This is a genomic window from Shewanella gaetbuli (assembly GCF_023284065.1).
Classification (GTDB): Bacteria; Pseudomonadota; Gammaproteobacteria; order Enterobacterales; family Shewanellaceae; genus Shewanella; species Shewanella gaetbuli.
This window is the reverse complement of sequence record NZ_JAKIKP010000014.1, coordinates 43,749-60,430: the sequence shown is the minus strand read 5'-3', so window position 1 is coordinate 60,430 and position 16,682 is coordinate 43,749. Positions and strand designations below refer to the sequence as shown.

Below are 16,682 nucleotides of genomic sequence, written 5' to 3'. Positions count from 1 at the left end.
AATTAGATAATAATGGAACTAAGCCATTTAATGTCGGAGAGCGCCAATGAAATATCAAATCATACCTGTTACCCCATTTCAGCAAAATTGTAGTGTGATTTGGTGCGAGAATACATTAGAAGCAGCGGTAGTCGACCCAGGTGGTGATGTAGAACGCATTCTAAATGAAGTGAATAAGTTAGGCCTGACGTTAAACAAAATCTTGTTAACCCATGGCCATATTGATCATGTTGGTGGCGCTAAAAAGCTCGCGCAACAATTGAACATTAATATCATAGGGCCACATGTAGCCGATAAGTTTTGGCTAGACGCCCTTGAAAAACAAAGTCAAAACTTTGGTTTCCCTACAACTGAAGCATTTGAACCACATCAATTTCTAACAAGTGGCGACACGGTTACCGTTGGCGAGCAGACCTTAGAGGTGATTCATTGCCCCGGTCATACCCCTGGTCACGTGGTGTTTTATTCCAAACAGTCAGGTTTAGCCTGGGTGGGTGATGTGTTGTTTAGAAGCTCAATTGGTCGGACTGATTTTCCACAATCTAATCATCAAGACTTGGTTAATTCGATTACGCAAAAGTTATGGCCATTAGGTAATCATGTCAGCTTTATTCCTGGGCATGGGCCAATGTCTACCTTTGCAGAAGAGCGCGAGCACAATCCATTTGTTGCCGACCAATTACTTGGTTAAGTTAACGCTTCGCTTCAACATATTTTTACACACTTTCAAACTTTGCATCTGAATTTGACTCTGTTAGGTTAACCCTTAACTTAACAGAGTTTTTAGGTTTATATGCAACAGCACTTCATTGAATTATTAGACACTTGGCAATCTGATTATCAAGACGACTGGGTTTTGGCTATTTTAACCCATGTGCAGGGTTCATCTTATCGAAAACCCGGTGCGATGATGTTTTTTCATCCTTTAGGAAAGTCACTAGGCATGTTAAGTGGCGGATGTTTGGAGGCCGATTTACGTCGTCATGCTCAAAAAGCAATTCAAACTCAACAAGTTTTACAACTGACCTATGATGCCACTGATGAGTCCGACACCAGCTATGAATTAGGGTGTGGTGGTATTGTGCAAATTATGATGTTACCCATTAATGCGTCTAATCACTATTTAGGCTTACAAAAAATCTATCACAGCCTTAACAGTGGTTGTTGCGGGGTATTTCAATTACCTATATTGCCTGAAGGTGTGGATTGTTCAAATGTTAAAACATCTTGGCAAGAGGTTGAACACACAGACCTTATTGTAAAAACTCGGGTAACTAACAATACCAACTTAGGTTATGCCTCGTTAGAAATTCCATTAAAACCGCCTGTTCATTTAGGTATTTTTGGTGGTGGGCTAGACGCTCAACCAGTGGCGCAAATGGCTCATAGCTTAGGCTGGCAAGTGACTGTTTTTGACGAACGAACTGCCTATGCACGCCAATATGATTTTCCCCATGCCAATATTATGAAAATTCCCTGTGATCAGATGGGAGAAAATATATTAGCCAGCTTAGATTGTGCATTTGTGATGAACCATAACCTCAGTTTAGATGCTAAAGCGCTTAACGTATTAGTAAAAAATACCCCAGATTATATTGCGCTGTTAGGGCCTGTTCATCGCCGCGATAAGGTGCTGCAACAAGCCAAACTGAGCTTGGCAGACTTTAATTGCTTTTTCTCTGCTCCAGCGGGTTTAGCGTTAGGTGGAGAACTTCCTAGTTCTGTTGCTTTGAGTATGTTGTCGCAATGTCATGGCGTGCTGCATAAAAGCAAACTGACTCGTTTAGATGAGGTAATGCTGTAATGAGCCCGCTAATGCCTAGGTTGGCCATTGTTGTTTTAGCCGCGGGAGGGAGTAGCCGATTCAATGGTATTAAACAACTTGCAAGTTTAACCTCACAACACAGTTTATTGAGCCATACTCTAACGATTATAAAAACAGTACAACAGCAAGCTGATTTCAACATCCCACATAGTGGCGTTATTGTAGGGGCTAACAAACATAAAATAATTGAACATATAACTGAACTTGAGCGTACCGATAATCGCAACCCTGTAGAAGTGGTTGTTAATGAACAATGGCATCAAGGTTTATCGCATTCTGTTCATTGTGCGGTTAATTTTGCCATTCAAAATCAATGCTCAGCTTTAATGTTGGTATTAGCCGATCAGGTTGCACTCACTTATGCGGATTTTTTGGCTTTGCTAGAAGCGTTTCAGCAAAATGGCCAAACATGTTGCGCTGAATATGAGCAACAACTTGGGGTACCGGCAATTTTTACCCAACAAGATTATTCAGCATTACTTGCGCTTAAGGGCGATAGTGGTGCAAAGAAAATATTAATTCAAAAACAGCAGCTCAATACCCTCAATAAGGTTGTATTACCCTATGCAGGTATTGATATAGACACCAAGGCAGATTTACAGCTTTGGCAAGCGAACAAGGAGTAAGTAATGACTGTTCCAACTCAATTATTAACCCTCAACGGTAAGCAATTTAGCATTGAAGCCGACCCAAACATGCCTGTTTTGTGGGTGATTCGCGATATTATTGGGTTAACCGGAACCAAATACGGATGTGGCTCAGGCTTGTGTGGTGCCTGTACAATTCATGTAGATGGTAAACCCATGCGTGGTTGTTTAACCAGCTTAAAACAAGTGACAAATAAACAAGTTACCACAATTGAAGGTGTTGAAGCACAAGCATTAAAAGACAATTGGGCGAAACATAATGTGCCACAATGTGGTTACTGTCAGGCGGGGCAAATAATGTCAGCCGCGGCCTTGCTAGCCACTACGCCAGCACCAACAGAGCAACAAATTGATCAAGCGATGTCAGGCAACATATGTCGTTGCGGTACCTACCCAAGAATTAAATCAGCGATTAAAGCTACCGCAGCCCAAACGACTGCGGCGGTAAATTCTGAACGTACTGTGGAGGTTTAATATGACAACATTTACCGCAGTAGAAAATATTAGTCGTCGTGACGTGTTAAAGCTATTTGGTGCAACAGGAGGCGGCTTAGCATTAGGAGCCACAGGCTTAGCTTGGAGCCCTATGGCGTTGGCGCAAGACAAAACTGCCATTTTAAATTTGTTTATTGCTATTGGCGAAGACAACAAGGTGTATTTGACTTGTCATCGCAGTGAAATGGGCCAAGGCATTAGAACCGGTATTCCACAAGTATTGGCAGATGAGTTAGAAGCTGATTGGGATAATATTGTAGTTATTCAAGGTTTGGCTGATAAGCGTTATGGTAGCCAGAATACTGATGGCAGCCGCAGTATTCGTAAACACTTTACACGTATGCGTCAAATGGGCTCAACCGCGAGAACCATGCTGGAACAAGCTGCTGCTAACAAGTGGAAGGTTTCCGTTGACGACGTGTTTGCTAAAGCCAGTTATGTTCATCATAAACATTCCGATAAAAAGCTGTCATTTGGTGAGCTGGCCGTTGAAGCCTCTAAACTCCCTACGCCTAAGGTTGAAAGCTTAACGTTAAAGTCAGCCAACGAATTTAATTTGATTGGTAAATCTAAAACCATCGTGGACATGCAAAGTATGTTAGATGGCAAAGCCAAATATGGTTACGACATCAACATTGATGGCATGGTGTACGCTAGTATTGCAAGGCCGCCTGTTTTGGGAAGTGATGTAGCATCATTTGATGATACCAATGCGCGTAAAGTGGCTGGTGTGATAGAAGTAATTAAACTAGATGTGCCTAAAGGCGCACCTTTATTTCAGCCTTTAGGTGGCATTGCGGTTATTGCCACCAATACATGGAGTGCCGAACAAGGCCGCAAAGCCTTAAATGTCACTTGGACTGACTCTGTTAATGACAGCCATGACAGCGATCAATATTTGTCTGAGCTGGTGGGTAAAGTACAGCAATCTGGCAAAGTGATTCGTCAGCTAGGTAACCCCGTAACTGATTGGCCAAAAGACACTACGGTTAACGCGACCTACACCGTGCCGTATTTAACCCATGCCATGATGGAGCCCCCTGTAGCAACAGCCCATGTAACTTCAGAGGGGTGTGAGCTTTGGGCTTCAAGTCAAACACCACAAAGTACCCAACAAAATGTGGCTGGAGCACTTGGGTTGACTGAAGATAAAGTCAAAGTGAATGTAACTTTATTAGGGGGTGGCTTTGGTCGAAAATCAAAACCTGATTACAGTGTTGAAGCCGCGGTACTGTCTAAAAAGTTAAACAAGCCCGTAAAGGTGTCTTGGACACGAGAAGACGAAATTCAAAATGGCTATTATCATGCTATTAGTGCCCAGTTCTATCAGGCAAAATTAGCTGATAACAACCAAGTTGAGGCATTATTAGCGCGAACAGGTTTCCCTTCAATCAGCTCAACTTTTGCCGAAGGTGTGGAGTATCCGTCAGATGGTGAGCTTGATTTAGGCTTCAGTGATGTGCCTTTAGCGGTTGAGAATATACAGCTTGAAGCGGTAAAGGCGAAGGCGCATACCCGCATAGGTTGGATGCGTTCTGTATGTAATATTCAACATGCTTTTGGTATTGGTAGTTTTGTTGATGAGTTAGCGGTAAAAGCCGGTAAGCCTTGTTTGCAAATGTGGCGAGAAATGTTGGGTAAACCAAGGCTGGAAACTTTCACAGACCAAGGTTTTAAATATGGCAACTATGGTGAGGAATTAGCTGATCACCCAGTAGATGTAGGCCGTTATCATCATTTATTAGATGTTATAGAGGCTAAAATGGCTAATGCACCCAAAGCTGGTAAAAACCAGGGTTGGGGTTTTGCAATTCATCGTAGCTTTGTGAGTTATGTTGCTGTGGCGACATTGGTTGAAGTCACTGATGGACAGCTTAAGGTTATTAAGTCAATTGCTGCTATCGATGCTGGATTGGTGGTTAACCCTGACAGGGTGATATCGCAAACGGAAGGGGCAATTATTTTTGGACTAAGCTTGGCTATGATGGGTGAGATATCCTATAAAAATGGTCAAGTACAGCAGTCAAATTTCCATGATTATCCGTTGCTTCGTTTACCTCAATGTCCAGATATTGAGGTGATTGTGGTTGAGTCTAAAGCTAACCCTGCGGGCGTGGGTGAACCAGGAGTTCCACCTGTTGCACCTAGTTTAACCAATGCTATTTTCGCTGCTACAGGCAAACGGTATCGAGACTTACCACTGAATAAACATTTAAAAGTCTAATTAATATAAGCCGTCTTTGATAAGGCGGCTTTTTATTAGGCTTTGAACCGCCTGTCTTATATGTTACTGGTTCGATTTGAGCCGTTTGTTTAATCGCACGCTAATGATGGGTTATTTAAATGCGGTAATTGTTCGCAAACATGCAATAGAAGTTCGCAAATATATAAGGTTTGGGTATATAATTCCCAGCTCAAATTGCTGGGTGTTTTATATCAAGTAGTGTCTACAGGGTCCACAGAGCAATTTTATAAATAGTTTAAAGGTAATGTAATGAATTTAAAGCAAGAACTGCAAACTCTAAATGATAAGTTAGATAAGTTTCGTCGTAAATTAGCGGCGGCAGAACAGCGTGGCGACACGGCTGTCATGATGCAGTTCAAAAAAGAAATCGCTGCGGTCACTAAGCGAATTAATAATGTTAAAAACCAACAAACTCGCCAACTCAGTAAAGAAGGCGGCCAGCTTAAAAGTTTAGCGTTTAAGCGCGAGTTAACTAAAGCTGAGCAAGCTGACATGGGTAAATTGAAGAAGTCTGTAAAAGGCTTAGTTGTTGTGCACCCTTTAACTGCACTCGGTCGTGAAATGGGGATTAAAGCGGTAACAGGTTTCGCTCCTGCTAAGTTTTAGTTTCATTTCTAGATGTCTTTTGCATCTTTTTAGTATTCGTTATTGTTTAACCTCTCTGATTGAGCGTTGTTGTAAGGTTTAGTTCATGACAATAAAGTACATTGCTACTTCTAAATTACCTACCCCTTGGGGCGTGTTTGCTATGCATGGTTTTGAAGATACTGAAACCCAAAAAGAGCATGTGGCACTTACATTTGGCGAAATAGATGCTCAGTCAGTGGTACTGGGGCGTATTCATTCTGAATGTTTAACCGGAGACGCATTATTTAGCCTGCGTTGTGATTGTGGTTTTCAACTGCAAACAGCAATGCAAAATATTGCTGAAGCGGGGCAAGGCTTTATTCTGTATTTACGCCAAGAAGGCCGCGGTATCGGTTTACTGAATAAAATTCGTGCATATGAATTACAAGATGGTGGCGCTAATACCGTTGAAGCAAATGAGCAGTTAGGTTTCAAAGCTGACATGCGTAAATATGACATGATTAAACCCATGTTAGCGCAAATAAATGTTAGCAAGGTGCGTTTAATGACCAATAACCCGCGCAAAGTTAAAGCAATGCAGCAAGAAGGCATTGAGGTTGTTGAACGTGTACCTCTTCAAGTCGGTAAAAATCGCTACAACGAATCTTATTTGAAAACCAAATCAACCGAATTAGGTCATATGATGTCCGAACATCACTTTAATGATGATCAAAGTTAATATGCGAAGTTACCTGCGGCCATCTAATGTGGTTAGCCAATTTAAAGCCATAGCACTTGTTATGGCTTTTTTATGTGTCTCTTATGGGTATTCTTCAGAAAGAAAACCTACCCCTGATGCTTCTCATTATGCGTTTGCGAATTACTTAGGCAGCGGAATTTATCGAACTGCCGGCCAAAGTGCTGCGGTGTTAAATATCCCGTTATCATTTTTAATTGATGAAGATGACAACCACCAAGTAAAGCTGCGGCTCCCTGTTTCATTAGGTTTTTTAAACTACTCATTTGAAGACTTGCCTAGTGGTGAGTTTCCAGAGGGGGTTGGCACCATGACGGTGACACCGGGAATAGAATATGATTGGTTTGTGAATGATAAATTAACCATCGAAAGTTATTTAGATATCGGCTACGGCTTTAATTCATCAACAAAAACCAATGTCGGGATTTTCTCTACTGGTGTGTCGTCTGTTTATCAATTAGACAATCAGAAATATAGTCCAATTTGGGTTAACCGATTATATTTTGCGGGTTATCGCAGTACGCTGAATGATCGAGCAGAAAGTTACTCAGTGCTTCAAAGTGGATTTGATTTTGGCTTAGGTGTGAAGTGGAAGTGGCGAGATAATGAAATTGAGCCGAGATTGTTTTTTTCGGGTAAATGGTATTTTGATGAGTTGAAATTCGTTAATCCAATCGGTGATGACGTGATGACTAATCACGCCTATGAAGTTGGCGCTACGGTGAAATTCTCAAAGCCTTTAGGTTATGAATTTTTTGGCTGGGACGGCCTAAAATTTGACCGTCTAGGATTTAGTTACCAAGTGGGGGGAGGCATAAAAGTGTGGCGCCTTATATTCGAGTTCCCATTGTAGCCTCATTTACCATCACAATATTAACGCGATTATTTGCCCCAAATATGTGCATTAACGTTTGCGTTTGATTGAGTTTCACTTGTTTGTTGCGGGCGGTTTTCATTTGAATCGCTAGATGGCGTGTCTTTTCTTATCGGTAACGGCAGTTTATTACTTTTAAGGTATAAGTATTCCACCTTGTCTCTAGCCCATTGGGTTTTGCGCAGAAATTTCAAACTGGATTTAACACTTGGGTTTTCTTTAAAACAGCGAATATTGATTCGTTCCCCCAGCTCTTGCCAGCCATATTTATCGACTAAATAGGTGACGATGGTTTCAAGCTTTATGCCGTGAAGAGGGTTATTTGGCTGATTCATGTATAGGTTCGATCCCGTTTAAATTTAACTTAGATTATACGCTATAAAAACGATAAACGTAGGTAAGACAACTATCAAATATTCAATATCACTTGTTGTTACAGTTGATAACTAATCCCAAGACTATACCCATTGCCTTTATTTTGAACTTCTACTAAGTTAATTTCGCCTGCACTAAATTGTTTGGTCGCATAATCTTCTTTAAATGCGGCAATGTTCAACTGTAAGTTTGGACTAAAGTGATACCCCACACCTAGGCGATAGCGTTTGTCGTTGCCACCTTGCATATCAATAGCTTCATCAATACTAAATCCTGCTCTAAAAAACCAACGTTCGACTTGGTACTCTAATCCTGTCGCAAATCGTTTACTGTTCTGAAAGCCTTGAAATAAACCTAATATGTCATGGTATTCAGCGAAACTGATCCCTTTATTATGCCAGCGACTATAACTGTAACTACTATCCCAATTCAGCTGTTGATTCAGTTTAATATTGATATAGCCACTAGTAATAGAAGGCAATTCAAACAGCAAGTGCTGATCGCCAAAATCGGTTTCAAAACGGTGGGTTGCTGCAACTGATAGCCAGTCATTGGCTTGCCATGTTGCACTTATTGCGCTACCAAACCCACTTGTTTGGTAATCTGTTTGTTGTTCATTACACATCCCCAAGAAGCATTTTGTTGATTCTAAGTGCCCATTCGCCACAATATACTCACCTGTCACAGCCACACTCAAGTTATTAAATTTGTAAGCTACCGTTGGGGCAATAGAGACTGTAATAGGTTGAATTCTTGTTTCATTTGGATGAACGAGTGGTATTGAAGGCACACTAATATCAGCGGCTGCTCGGCTGGCTATTCCTACACCAAAGAACCAATGTTCACTTATTGGCATACTAAAAAAACCTGAAGGAATAGGGTTGGCAACTTCATAATGGCTTTGTTGATTGAATATGTCATAGTCAGTAGATACTCCATAGTGAGTAACATTAGCATTGACCATAGGTTGATTTAATTGCGTAATACTTGCTGGCACCATGGCTTGTACGCTGGCATCGCGAGCACTTGCGCCATTGGCATTGGCGAGTGAAGTGTTTAGCGTTGAAGATTCCCAAAAATTAAACCCCGTAGCTTGAGCACGGTTAATTAATAGTGAAACTAAAAGTAGTAATACGCTACAAAAGTATATTGTTAGATTAACCATGTTAGCTAGGTGTTCGCTTGGTACTGGTAAGAGTGACGCGCAGTATAACAGAGCTCAAATAGCGAAGAGTAACTCACTTTCAGTATAGTTAACTCGGTCGCTATTTTAGTCGTTTTTGTTGAGCGGTTTTGCTGAGTTGATAAAAGTCATCAATAAAGATTCGCAATAATTTAGACTTGGCGATGCCTGAGTTTTTAGACAATTCATCTAATTGAAGAATACTTTTTTGAGTGAGAGTGAAGGTAGCATGTTTGTATATTTTAGTGGTCTTTTTGTCTAGACCTCTAATGAAGTCTTGAGTAGACTGTTGATTTTTCGGACTATCATCCAGCACAGACTTTTTACCAAAAGCATAATTATTGGCATCTTCAATAAAATCATCAACCGAGACGACATTATTCTTATGTTTTGGTTTCTTGCGCTTTAAGTCAGATAAACTCATGGCTATTTTCTGGTGGTATGGCAAATAGCTCGTCAGCTATTGCTCTAATTTCATCAGCAGCTTTGCCATCAGGTTCGATTTCGATAACCGATGAGCCACTTTCTTCACTGTCATCGTAAATATTACGATTAAAAGTTACCGAATTTAATGCTCTCAAGTTGTATGACTCTACTACTTCTTTGGCTTCTAAAATTCTTTTGAATTGAGTGGGTAGGGCAGGACATTGAGTCATCACAATGGTGGCAACCATTTTGGGGTTTACCATTTTACACGTGCTTAGCATGTCTTCCATGTGTGGTAAGGTTTTTAAATCACGCCTTTTAGGCCTTAATGGGATAACAACATATGTGGCAACAGACATTGCTGCACGCATGGCGAGATTGTCTTGACCGCCACAGTCAACAACCACATAGTCAAAGCGCTCATCAAGACTCAGCAAATCGTTACGAATTTTTCCATAAAGCTGAATACAGTTGATGGGGGTTAAACTAGGATCGTTATTACGGGCTTGAATCCAGTCAGAAGTGGTTCGCTGAGGGTCACAATCAACCATTAATACATTGGCTTCGAATTTTTGGGTAATGTATACAGCAAGATTTTGCGCTAAGCAGCTTTTACCACTTCCTCCTTTCTCACCACCAACCAGAATTATCATGCTCATCCCCTTCCAACATGTTTATTTTTGTTACTTACCATTATTGTTATAAAGTATAGAACAATATTTACTTCTAGCTAATTAGTTAGCTTTTATCGATGTAAATTAAATTAATTGCAATGCAATATGAAAACTTTGAGGTGAGTTTTCAATACACCGACAGACCTGTCCTTTAATTGTATTTTGTTTATCCGTGCCGGAGTTGAACGTGATAGCAACTAGATCACCGAGTTCAAAGGGTTGGCGATAATCGATTAACACTCCTTTGCGGGCAAGGTCGATACAAACTCCGTCATCCTCAAAGCTTTCTCCAGATTTTGCAATCCAGTGCAATTTAACTCTTTCAGCTTCCATGTCTACTCTTAAAGAAGAGCGTTTTTCTTCGAAACCCTTTGGTTCATGATCCATTTTATATTCTCCTGCTTATCCTATACTTTAGTTTTAGCATATTCGCTTTTATAAGCAAAATTATACGCTTGATAAAACGAAAAACGCCAAGCAATTTTGCTTGGCGTTCCGATTGAATTTTGAGTTAACTGTCGTAATCTTGATTTTTGGGGTATGGCATTTTAAGTTGTCCCCAGCGGATAACAATCACGGTGGATGCTAATAGAATGGTGGACAATGAAATGGCTAGAATTCGCCAGTCATCCATGCCTTTCATATCTAAAATGAGATAGCGGGCTAATGCGACAATGGCAATATACAACGGCATTCGAATGGGTAATTTACCTGACTCGATATAATTGACCACCATCGCCAAGACTTCTAAATATATAAACAGTAATAATAAATCTGCTAGTTGCACGGTTTTAATAGAAAACATGTGCAAAATTTCTTCGCCTATGGCAAATAACGTCGCGATGGCGATAATAAATAGCACCAAATATTCGACAGTTTTAAGAGATTGGATACTGGCGTGTTTAACTCTATGCATGGTAATTCTTAAAATAATAGTTGTGATCACATTATTGAACATAGCGAGCTAATTGCCCAGTGATCTAAATCACAGACATAAAAAAACCGCTAATATATTTAGCGGTTTAATGAATACTCTGAGCATTGTATTCGCCAGACGTTAGCGGCTGAACTGGACAATGTCAGTTAAAATCGAAACTTAGCGCTTTAAACCTTCATTAAGTAAAGGACGCATTAGTTTTACAAGTGACGAAGTCACTTTAGGGCTACCAGCAACAATATTGCCTGACGCCATGTAATTGTGACCACCAGTAAAGTCGGTAACAGTACCACCTGCTTCACGACAAATTAAGTCGCCAGCGGCAATGTCCCATGGTTTTAGGCCAATTTCAAAATAACCATCTAAACGGCCAGCAGCAACATACGCTAAATCTAACGCAGCAGAACCTGCACGACGTAAGTCAGCACATTGTGGGAACAATTCCGCTAAAATATTCATGTAGCTTTCAGTGTGTTGACGTGCTTTGAATGGGAAACCGGTACCAATTATGGTGTTATCTAATTCATTTACATTAGTGACACGCATGCGGAAATCATTCAACTTAGCGCCTTTACCACGCACAGCTGAGAATAATTCTTCACGAACAGGATCGTAAACAACGGCAACTTCAATAACGCCTTTGTATTGAACTGCAATTGAAACGGCAAAATGAGGGATACCACGAACGAAGTTATTGGTACCATCCAAAGGATCGACTATCCATACGTAATCTTTATTCGTACCACGGTTTTCACCGTCTTCTTCACCCACAATAGTATGATCTGGGTAAGATTTACGAATTTGGTATGTAATAGTAGCTTCTGCTTCCTTGTCTACACTGGTAACAAAGTCATTTATTCCTTTGGCACTAACCTCAACACGGTCGAGTTCAGTATAGGCGCGCATAATAGTTTGGCCCGCAGCGCGCGCAGCGCGTGTGGCAATAGTCAGCATCGGATGCATTGCAATCCCCTGGATGTTAAAGAACGATAAATAGCGGCGCATATTATAATGCATTAACTTGGTTAACTCAACTTGATTATGTTTGAGTTATTAATATGCGCACTAACCTATTGATGTTTTTAATGCTGTTTTCGCATGATAAATATACTAACAGATGACATTTTCGCTAAGTGGTCAAAGGATAAAGTTATATAAAATGAAAATTTTCATATAACGATACAAACAAGGCTTGTGTTAACATGCGAGCATTATTTTTTGATATAAAGTGGTCTAATGTTAAGTAATATTCGTGTTGTGCTTGTTGGCACGTCTCACCCAGGAAATATTGGTTCAACTGCAAGAGCAATGAAAACCATGGGCTTGTCTAATTTATATTTAGCGGAACCAAGAGTAGAGCCCGATGGACAATCTATTGCCTTAGCCGCTGGCGCTTCAGATATTTTAAAAAATTTAACCAAAGTCGATTCTTTGGCTGATGCGATTGCCGATTGCAGTTTAGTTATTGCCACTAGCGCGAGAAGCCGAACTTTAGATTGGCCGATGCTAGACCCTCGTCAAGCGGGTGAAAAACTGTCATTAGAAAGTATTAAAGGCCCAGTGGCAATTGTATTCGGCAGAGAGAATCATGGCCTGAGTAATGAAGAGTTACAGAAATGCACTTATCACGTTGCCATACCTGCTAACCCAGAATACAGCTCGCTTAATTTAGCTCAAGCTGTTCAGATTATCTGCTATGAAACTCGAGTGGCTCATTTGGCACTCAATGAACAAGTCGCTCCTGAAGAAGAGTATCCTCATTCTGAAGATTTAGAACGATTTTTTGTGCATTTAGAAACGACATTATCAAACACGGGGTTTGTGATCAAAAATCACCCAGGGCAAGTGATGACAAAACTGAGGCGATTATTCAGTCGTGCGCGAGTTGAAGCTCAAGAAATGAATATTTTACGTGGTATTTTAACCTCAGTAGATAAAAAGATGAATAAAGACTAGCGATCAATAAGGGATTAACATGAGTGTAAGATCTAGGTTAAAAGAAGATATCGAATCAATCTATCATCGTGATCCTGCGGCTAATAGTACCATCGAAATTCTACTTAACTATCCTGGTATGCATGCTATTTGGCTCCATAGGCTAAGTAATAAGTTTTGGCGAAATAACTGGCGCTTAACGGCACGTTGTTTGTCTACTTTTTCTCGTTGGTTAACCGGCGTTGAAATTCATCCTGGTGCAACCATTGGTAGGCGTTTTTTTATCGACCATGGCATGGGCGTTGTGATTGGTGAAACTGCTGAAATTGGTGATGATTGCACGTTATATCACTCAGTTACTTTAGGTGGAACAACTTGGCAAGCGGGTAAACGTCACCCTACATTAGGTAATAATGTTGTTATTGGTGCGGGTGCTAAAATACTTGGACCAATCACCATGCATGATGGGGCCAGAGTGGGCTCAAACTCTGTGGTGGTTAAAGACGTAGAACCTGATCATACCGTTGTTGGTATTCCTGGAAGAGTCGTTGCCTCACCCAGCAAACAGTCTAAAGAGAAAACCGAACGCCGCACAGAAATGGCAAAAAAATATGGCTTTGATGCTTATGCTGTGTCGCCTGACAATCCCGACCCTGTCGCAAATGCTATTGGCCAAATGTTGGACCACATGCATCTAATGGACTCAAAAGTGCAAGAGTTATGTCAAGCTGTGCAGACAATGGGTGGTGAGGTGTGTACTGACAAGCTACCAGAATTGAATGTGGATGATTTTGATGAAGCAGAAAAGGCAGCCGCTAAAAAGCGTCAGAAAGAAATCACCGAATTTGATCCCAGCATCTAATCGCTTTGCGTTGTTGATTAGTACAAAAATTGTTCACAAAATTTGTACAAAAATCTAATTCAGTCACAAACAGTTAAGATTCAATGCCAATATACCAATTAATCCTGTATTGGCATTGAATCTTATCCCATAAAAAGGTTAAATACGTCAGCAAATTTTAATGCTGTTTTAGTGTTTCCTTTATGTCATTTTTCGAGTCTTTCACTCAAGTATATACCCTACTAAATTAGTAGGATAAATACTTGACTAAAATACTCGGGTATGTTCAAATTGCTCCATACTATTTGGGAGCAGTAAACGTTATGAAACTAACATCCAAAGGTCGCTACGCAGTAACAGCTATGCTGGATGTTGCGATTCACTCTGCTACAGGACCCGTTCCATTAGCAGATATATCTGAAAGGCAGGGGATTTCGCTGTCATATCTTGAGCAACTCTTCGCAAAGCTTCGTAAGCATGGCCTCGTATCAAGTGTACGTGGCCCAGGTGGCGGATATCGATTAGGTTTAGAAGCAGACGATATATCAGTGGGTATGGTTGTCCATGCCGTTGATGAGTCTGTTGACGCTACTCGTTGCCAAGGGCAAGGTAATTGCCAAAGTGGTACTCGTTGCTTAACCCATTCATTATGGGGTGATTTAAGTAAACAGATTTCAGAATTTTTGAACAGTATTACACTTGCAGGTTTGATGAACAAAAGAGACGTACAGTTTATCTCTTTAAAGCAAGATGAAATGCAGCAGGAACATCGTGTTAGTTTATAAATTATAACGTCATGATGTTGATTTAAATATAATTATTATTTGTACGTTGTATGTAGCCTCAGCTGAGACTGCTAAGTACGGAGTGTGTTATGAAGCTTCCTATCTATCTAGATTATGCCGCAACAACCCCTGTAGATCCGCGTGTCGCAGAGAAAATGGTTCAACATATGACTATGGACGGAGTATTTGGTAATCCTGCCTCTCGTTCACATCGTTATGGTTGGCAAGCTGAAGAGGCGGTTGACGTCGCCCGAAATCAAGTTGCTGATTTAATTAATGCTGACCATCGCGAAATTGTTTTCACCTCAGGTGCAACAGAATCAACTAACCTTGCTATTAAAGGTATTGCCCATTTCTATAATAAGAAGGGCAAACATATTATTACCAGCAAGACTGAGCACAAAGCAACTTTAGATACATGCCGCCAGTTAGAGCGTGAAGGCTATGAAGTCACTTATTTAGAGCCTGATGCTAATGGTATTATCCCAATTTCACGCGTTGAAGAAGCATTAAAAGAAGACACTATTTTAGTGAGCATCATGCATGTTAATAATGAAATTGGTGTGATTCAGGATATCAATGCGATTGGTGAATTATGTCGCGCTAAGGGTGTTTTCTTCCATATGGATGCGGCACAGAGCGCGGGTAAAATTCCACTAGATGTTCAACAAACAAAAGTTGATTTGATCTCAATTTCTGGCCATAAAATGTACGGCCCTAAAGGGATTGGTGCACTTTATGTTCGTCGTAAACCTCGTATCCGTTTAGAGTCTCAAATGCACGGTGGTGGACATGAACGTGGTATGCGTAGTGGTACGCTTGCTACCCATCAAATTGTTGGTTTAGGTGAGGCTGCGGCAATAGCTAAACAAGACATGGAAAAAGATAGCGCAAGTATTCGCCGCTTACGAGACAAGCTTTGGGCGGGTATTAACCATATCGAAGAAACCTATATTAATGGCGATATGGAACAAGGCTATTGCGGTATCTTTAATGTCAGTTTCAACTTTGTTGAAGGTGAATCATTAATGATGGCGTTAAAAGATTTAGCGGTTTCATCGGGTTCTGCATGTACTTCAGCCAGCTTAGAGCCTAGCTATGTACTTCGTGCATTAGGGCTAAATGATGAAATGGCACACAGTTCAATTCGATTCTCAATCGGTCGTTTTACCACTGATGAAGAAATTGAACATGCAATTAACACAATCACTAACTCTATCGATAAGTTGCGTGAAATGTCTCCATTATGGGAGATGTTTAAAGATGGTATCGATTTGAATCAGGTTCAATGGGCTCATCACTAATTGATGATTTACCACTAATACCAACTGAATTAACGAAAGAGATCTAGGAGCAGTATCATGGCTTACAGTGAAAAAGTAATCGATCATTATGAGAATCCACGTAACGTAGGTTCATTTGACAAAGATGACTCATCAGTTGTCACCGGTATGGTTGGCGCACCCGCTTGTGGTGACGTAATGAAATTACAACTTAAAATAGGTGACAATGGTATTATTGAAGATGCCAAGTTTAAAACCTATGGATGCGGTAGTGCAATTGCATCAAGCTCACTTGTTACTGAATGGGTAAAAGGTAAAACAGTAGACGAAGCTGCGAGCATTAAAAATGCAGATATAGCCGAAGAACTTGCTTTACCCCCTGTAAAAATTCATTGTTCAATTTTGGCTGAAGACGCCATTAAAGCAGCAATTGAAGAGTACAAAACTAAACAGTCTAAGTAATTCCTGGAGTTAAAGATGGCAATTTCAATGACCCCAGCAGCGGCTGAACGTGTAAGATCTTTCCTCGATAATCGTGGCAAAGGTTTGGGTTTACGCCTTGGGTTAAGAACATCTGGTTGTTCAGGAATGGCTTATGTACTTGAGTTTGTAGATGAGTTAAATGACGATGATGAGTTATATACTATTGATGGTGTAAACATCATCATCGACGCCAAAAGCTTTATCTATTTGCAAGGCATCGAGTTAGACTTTGTTAAAGAAGGCCTTAATGAAGGTTTTCAGTTTAACAATCCAAACGCTAAAGGCGAATGCGGCTGCGGTGAAAGTTTTACCGTCTAAGTATTCGCTAGCGATACACACTGTAAGTAAGA

21 protein-coding genes are annotated in these 16,682 nt (G+C 40.6%); 14 read left to right on the top strand and 7 right to left on the bottom strand.

Features of this window, described 5'->3' with window-relative positions:
- Nucleotides 1-46: 46 nt before the first annotated feature.
- From L2672_RS15195 to L2672_RS15160, 8 genes are all read left to right on the top strand, one after another.
- Nucleotides 47-691 (top strand): MBL fold metallo-hydrolase, encoded by a 645-nt coding sequence (locus L2672_RS15195; RefSeq protein WP_248996694.1) that lies wholly within the window; start codon nt 47-49, stop codon nt 689-691.
- 102 nt (nt 692-793) lie between these two features.
- On the top strand, nt 794-1,804 hold the full coding sequence (locus L2672_RS15190; protein ID WP_248996693.1) for an XdhC family protein: 1,011 nt from the start codon (nt 794-796) through the stop codon (nt 1,802-1,804).
- The gene (locus L2672_RS15185) at nt 1,804-2,451 is read left to right on the top strand and encodes a nucleotidyltransferase family protein (RefSeq protein ID WP_248996692.1); all 648 of its coding nucleotides are present in this window, start codon (nt 1,804-1,806) and stop codon (nt 2,449-2,451) included. The genes L2672_RS15190 and L2672_RS15185 overlap by 1 nt, the downstream gene beginning before the upstream one ends.
- A gap of 3 nt (nt 2,452-2,454) precedes the next feature.
- Nucleotides 2,455-2,946 carry a (2Fe-2S)-binding protein gene (locus L2672_RS15180; protein ID WP_248996691.1) on the top strand — a complete coding sequence of 164 codons (492 nt, stop codon included), beginning with the start codon at nt 2,455-2,457 and terminating at the stop codon, nt 2,944-2,946.
- 1 nt (nt 2,947) lies between these two features.
- On the top strand, nt 2,948-5,191 hold the full coding sequence (locus tag L2672_RS15175; RefSeq protein ID WP_248996690.1) for a xanthine dehydrogenase family protein molybdopterin-binding subunit: 2,244 nt from the start codon (nt 2,948-2,950) through the stop codon (nt 5,189-5,191).
- 270 nt (nt 5,192-5,461) lie between these two features.
- Nucleotides 5,462-5,818: a YibL family ribosome-associated protein gene (locus L2672_RS15170; protein ID WP_248996689.1), complete on the top strand. Its 357-nt coding sequence runs from the start codon at nt 5,462-5,464 to the stop codon at nt 5,816-5,818.
- 85 nt (nt 5,819-5,903) lie between these two features.
- On the top strand, nt 5,904-6,518 hold the full coding sequence (gene ribA / locus L2672_RS15165; RefSeq protein ID WP_248996688.1) for a GTP cyclohydrolase II: 615 nt from the start codon (nt 5,904-5,906) through the stop codon (nt 6,516-6,518).
- On the top strand, nt 6,502-7,389 hold the full coding sequence (locus tag L2672_RS15160; RefSeq protein WP_248996687.1) for a hypothetical protein: 888 nt from the start codon (nt 6,502-6,504) through the stop codon (nt 7,387-7,389). The genes ribA and L2672_RS15160 overlap by 17 nt, the downstream gene beginning before the upstream one ends.
- Nucleotides 7,390-7,418: 29 nt before the next feature.
- Here L2672_RS15160 and L2672_RS15155 read toward each other — a convergent pair whose 3' ends face one another.
- From L2672_RS15155 to suhB, 7 genes are all read right to left on the bottom strand, one after another.
- Nucleotides 7,419-7,745 carry a VF530 family protein gene (locus tag L2672_RS15155; protein WP_248996686.1) on the bottom strand — a complete coding sequence of 109 codons (327 nt, stop codon included), beginning with the start codon at nt 7,743-7,745 and terminating at the stop codon, nt 7,419-7,421.
- 98 nt (nt 7,746-7,843) lie between these two features.
- Complete coding sequence (locus L2672_RS15150; protein WP_248996685.1) at nt 7,844-8,950, bottom strand: OmpP1/FadL family transporter; 1,107 nt, start codon at nt 8,948-8,950, stop codon at nt 7,844-7,846.
- 100 nt (nt 8,951-9,050) lie between these two features.
- Nucleotides 9,051-9,392: a replication protein RepA gene (locus tag L2672_RS15145; protein WP_248996684.1), complete on the bottom strand. Its 342-nt coding sequence runs from the start codon at nt 9,390-9,392 to the stop codon at nt 9,051-9,053.
- Nucleotides 9,379-10,047, bottom strand: a complete 669-nt coding sequence (locus tag L2672_RS15140) for an AAA family ATPase (protein ID WP_248996683.1) — start codon at nt 10,045-10,047, stop codon at nt 9,379-9,381. Before L2672_RS15140 ends, L2672_RS15145 begins: the two co-directional genes overlap by 14 nt.
- 105 nt (nt 10,048-10,152) lie before the next feature.
- Entirely contained in the window at nt 10,153-10,455 is a 303-nt protein-coding gene (locus tag L2672_RS15135; RefSeq protein WP_248996682.1) for a PilZ domain-containing protein, read from the bottom strand.
- A 124-nt stretch (nt 10,456-10,579) separates the two neighbouring features.
- The gene (locus L2672_RS15130) at nt 10,580-10,984 is read right to left on the bottom strand and encodes a phosphate-starvation-inducible protein PsiE (RefSeq protein ID WP_248996681.1); all 405 of its coding nucleotides are present in this window, start codon (nt 10,982-10,984) and stop codon (nt 10,580-10,582) included.
- A gap of 180 nt (nt 10,985-11,164) precedes the next feature.
- Nucleotides 11,165-11,968: an inositol-1-monophosphatase gene (gene suhB / locus L2672_RS15125; RefSeq protein WP_248996680.1), complete on the bottom strand. Its 804-nt coding sequence runs from the start codon at nt 11,966-11,968 to the stop codon at nt 11,165-11,167.
- 273 nt (nt 11,969-12,241) lie between these two features.
- Between suhB and trmJ the strand changes: the two genes are divergently transcribed.
- From trmJ to iscA, 6 genes are all read left to right on the top strand, one after another.
- Complete coding sequence (gene trmJ, locus L2672_RS15120; protein WP_248996679.1) at nt 12,242-12,961, top strand: tRNA (cytosine(32)/uridine(32)-2'-O)-methyltransferase TrmJ; 720 nt, start codon at nt 12,242-12,244, stop codon at nt 12,959-12,961.
- Nucleotides 12,962-12,980: 19 nt separating this feature from the next.
- Nucleotides 12,981-13,802, top strand: a complete 822-nt coding sequence (cysE, locus tag L2672_RS15115) for a serine O-acetyltransferase (protein WP_248996678.1) — start codon at nt 12,981-12,983, stop codon at nt 13,800-13,802.
- A 302-nt stretch (nt 13,803-14,104) separates the two neighbouring features.
- Complete coding sequence (gene iscR, locus L2672_RS15110) at nt 14,105-14,566, top strand: Fe-S cluster assembly transcriptional regulator IscR (RefSeq protein WP_248996677.1); 462 nt, start codon at nt 14,105-14,107, stop codon at nt 14,564-14,566.
- Between the two features lie 89 nt (nt 14,567-14,655).
- Nucleotides 14,656-15,870 (top strand): IscS subfamily cysteine desulfurase, encoded by a 1,215-nt coding sequence (locus L2672_RS15105; protein ID WP_248996676.1) that lies wholly within the window; start codon nt 14,656-14,658, stop codon nt 15,868-15,870.
- A gap of 57 nt (nt 15,871-15,927) precedes the next feature.
- Entirely contained in the window at nt 15,928-16,311 is a 384-nt protein-coding gene (gene iscU / locus L2672_RS15100; RefSeq protein WP_248996675.1) for a Fe-S cluster assembly scaffold IscU, read from the top strand.
- 15 nt (nt 16,312-16,326) lie between these two features.
- The gene (iscA, locus tag L2672_RS15095; RefSeq protein WP_248996674.1) at nt 16,327-16,650 is read left to right on the top strand and encodes an iron-sulfur cluster assembly protein IscA; all 324 of its coding nucleotides are present in this window, start codon (nt 16,327-16,329) and stop codon (nt 16,648-16,650) included.
- Nucleotides 16,651-16,682: the final 32 nt, after the last annotated feature.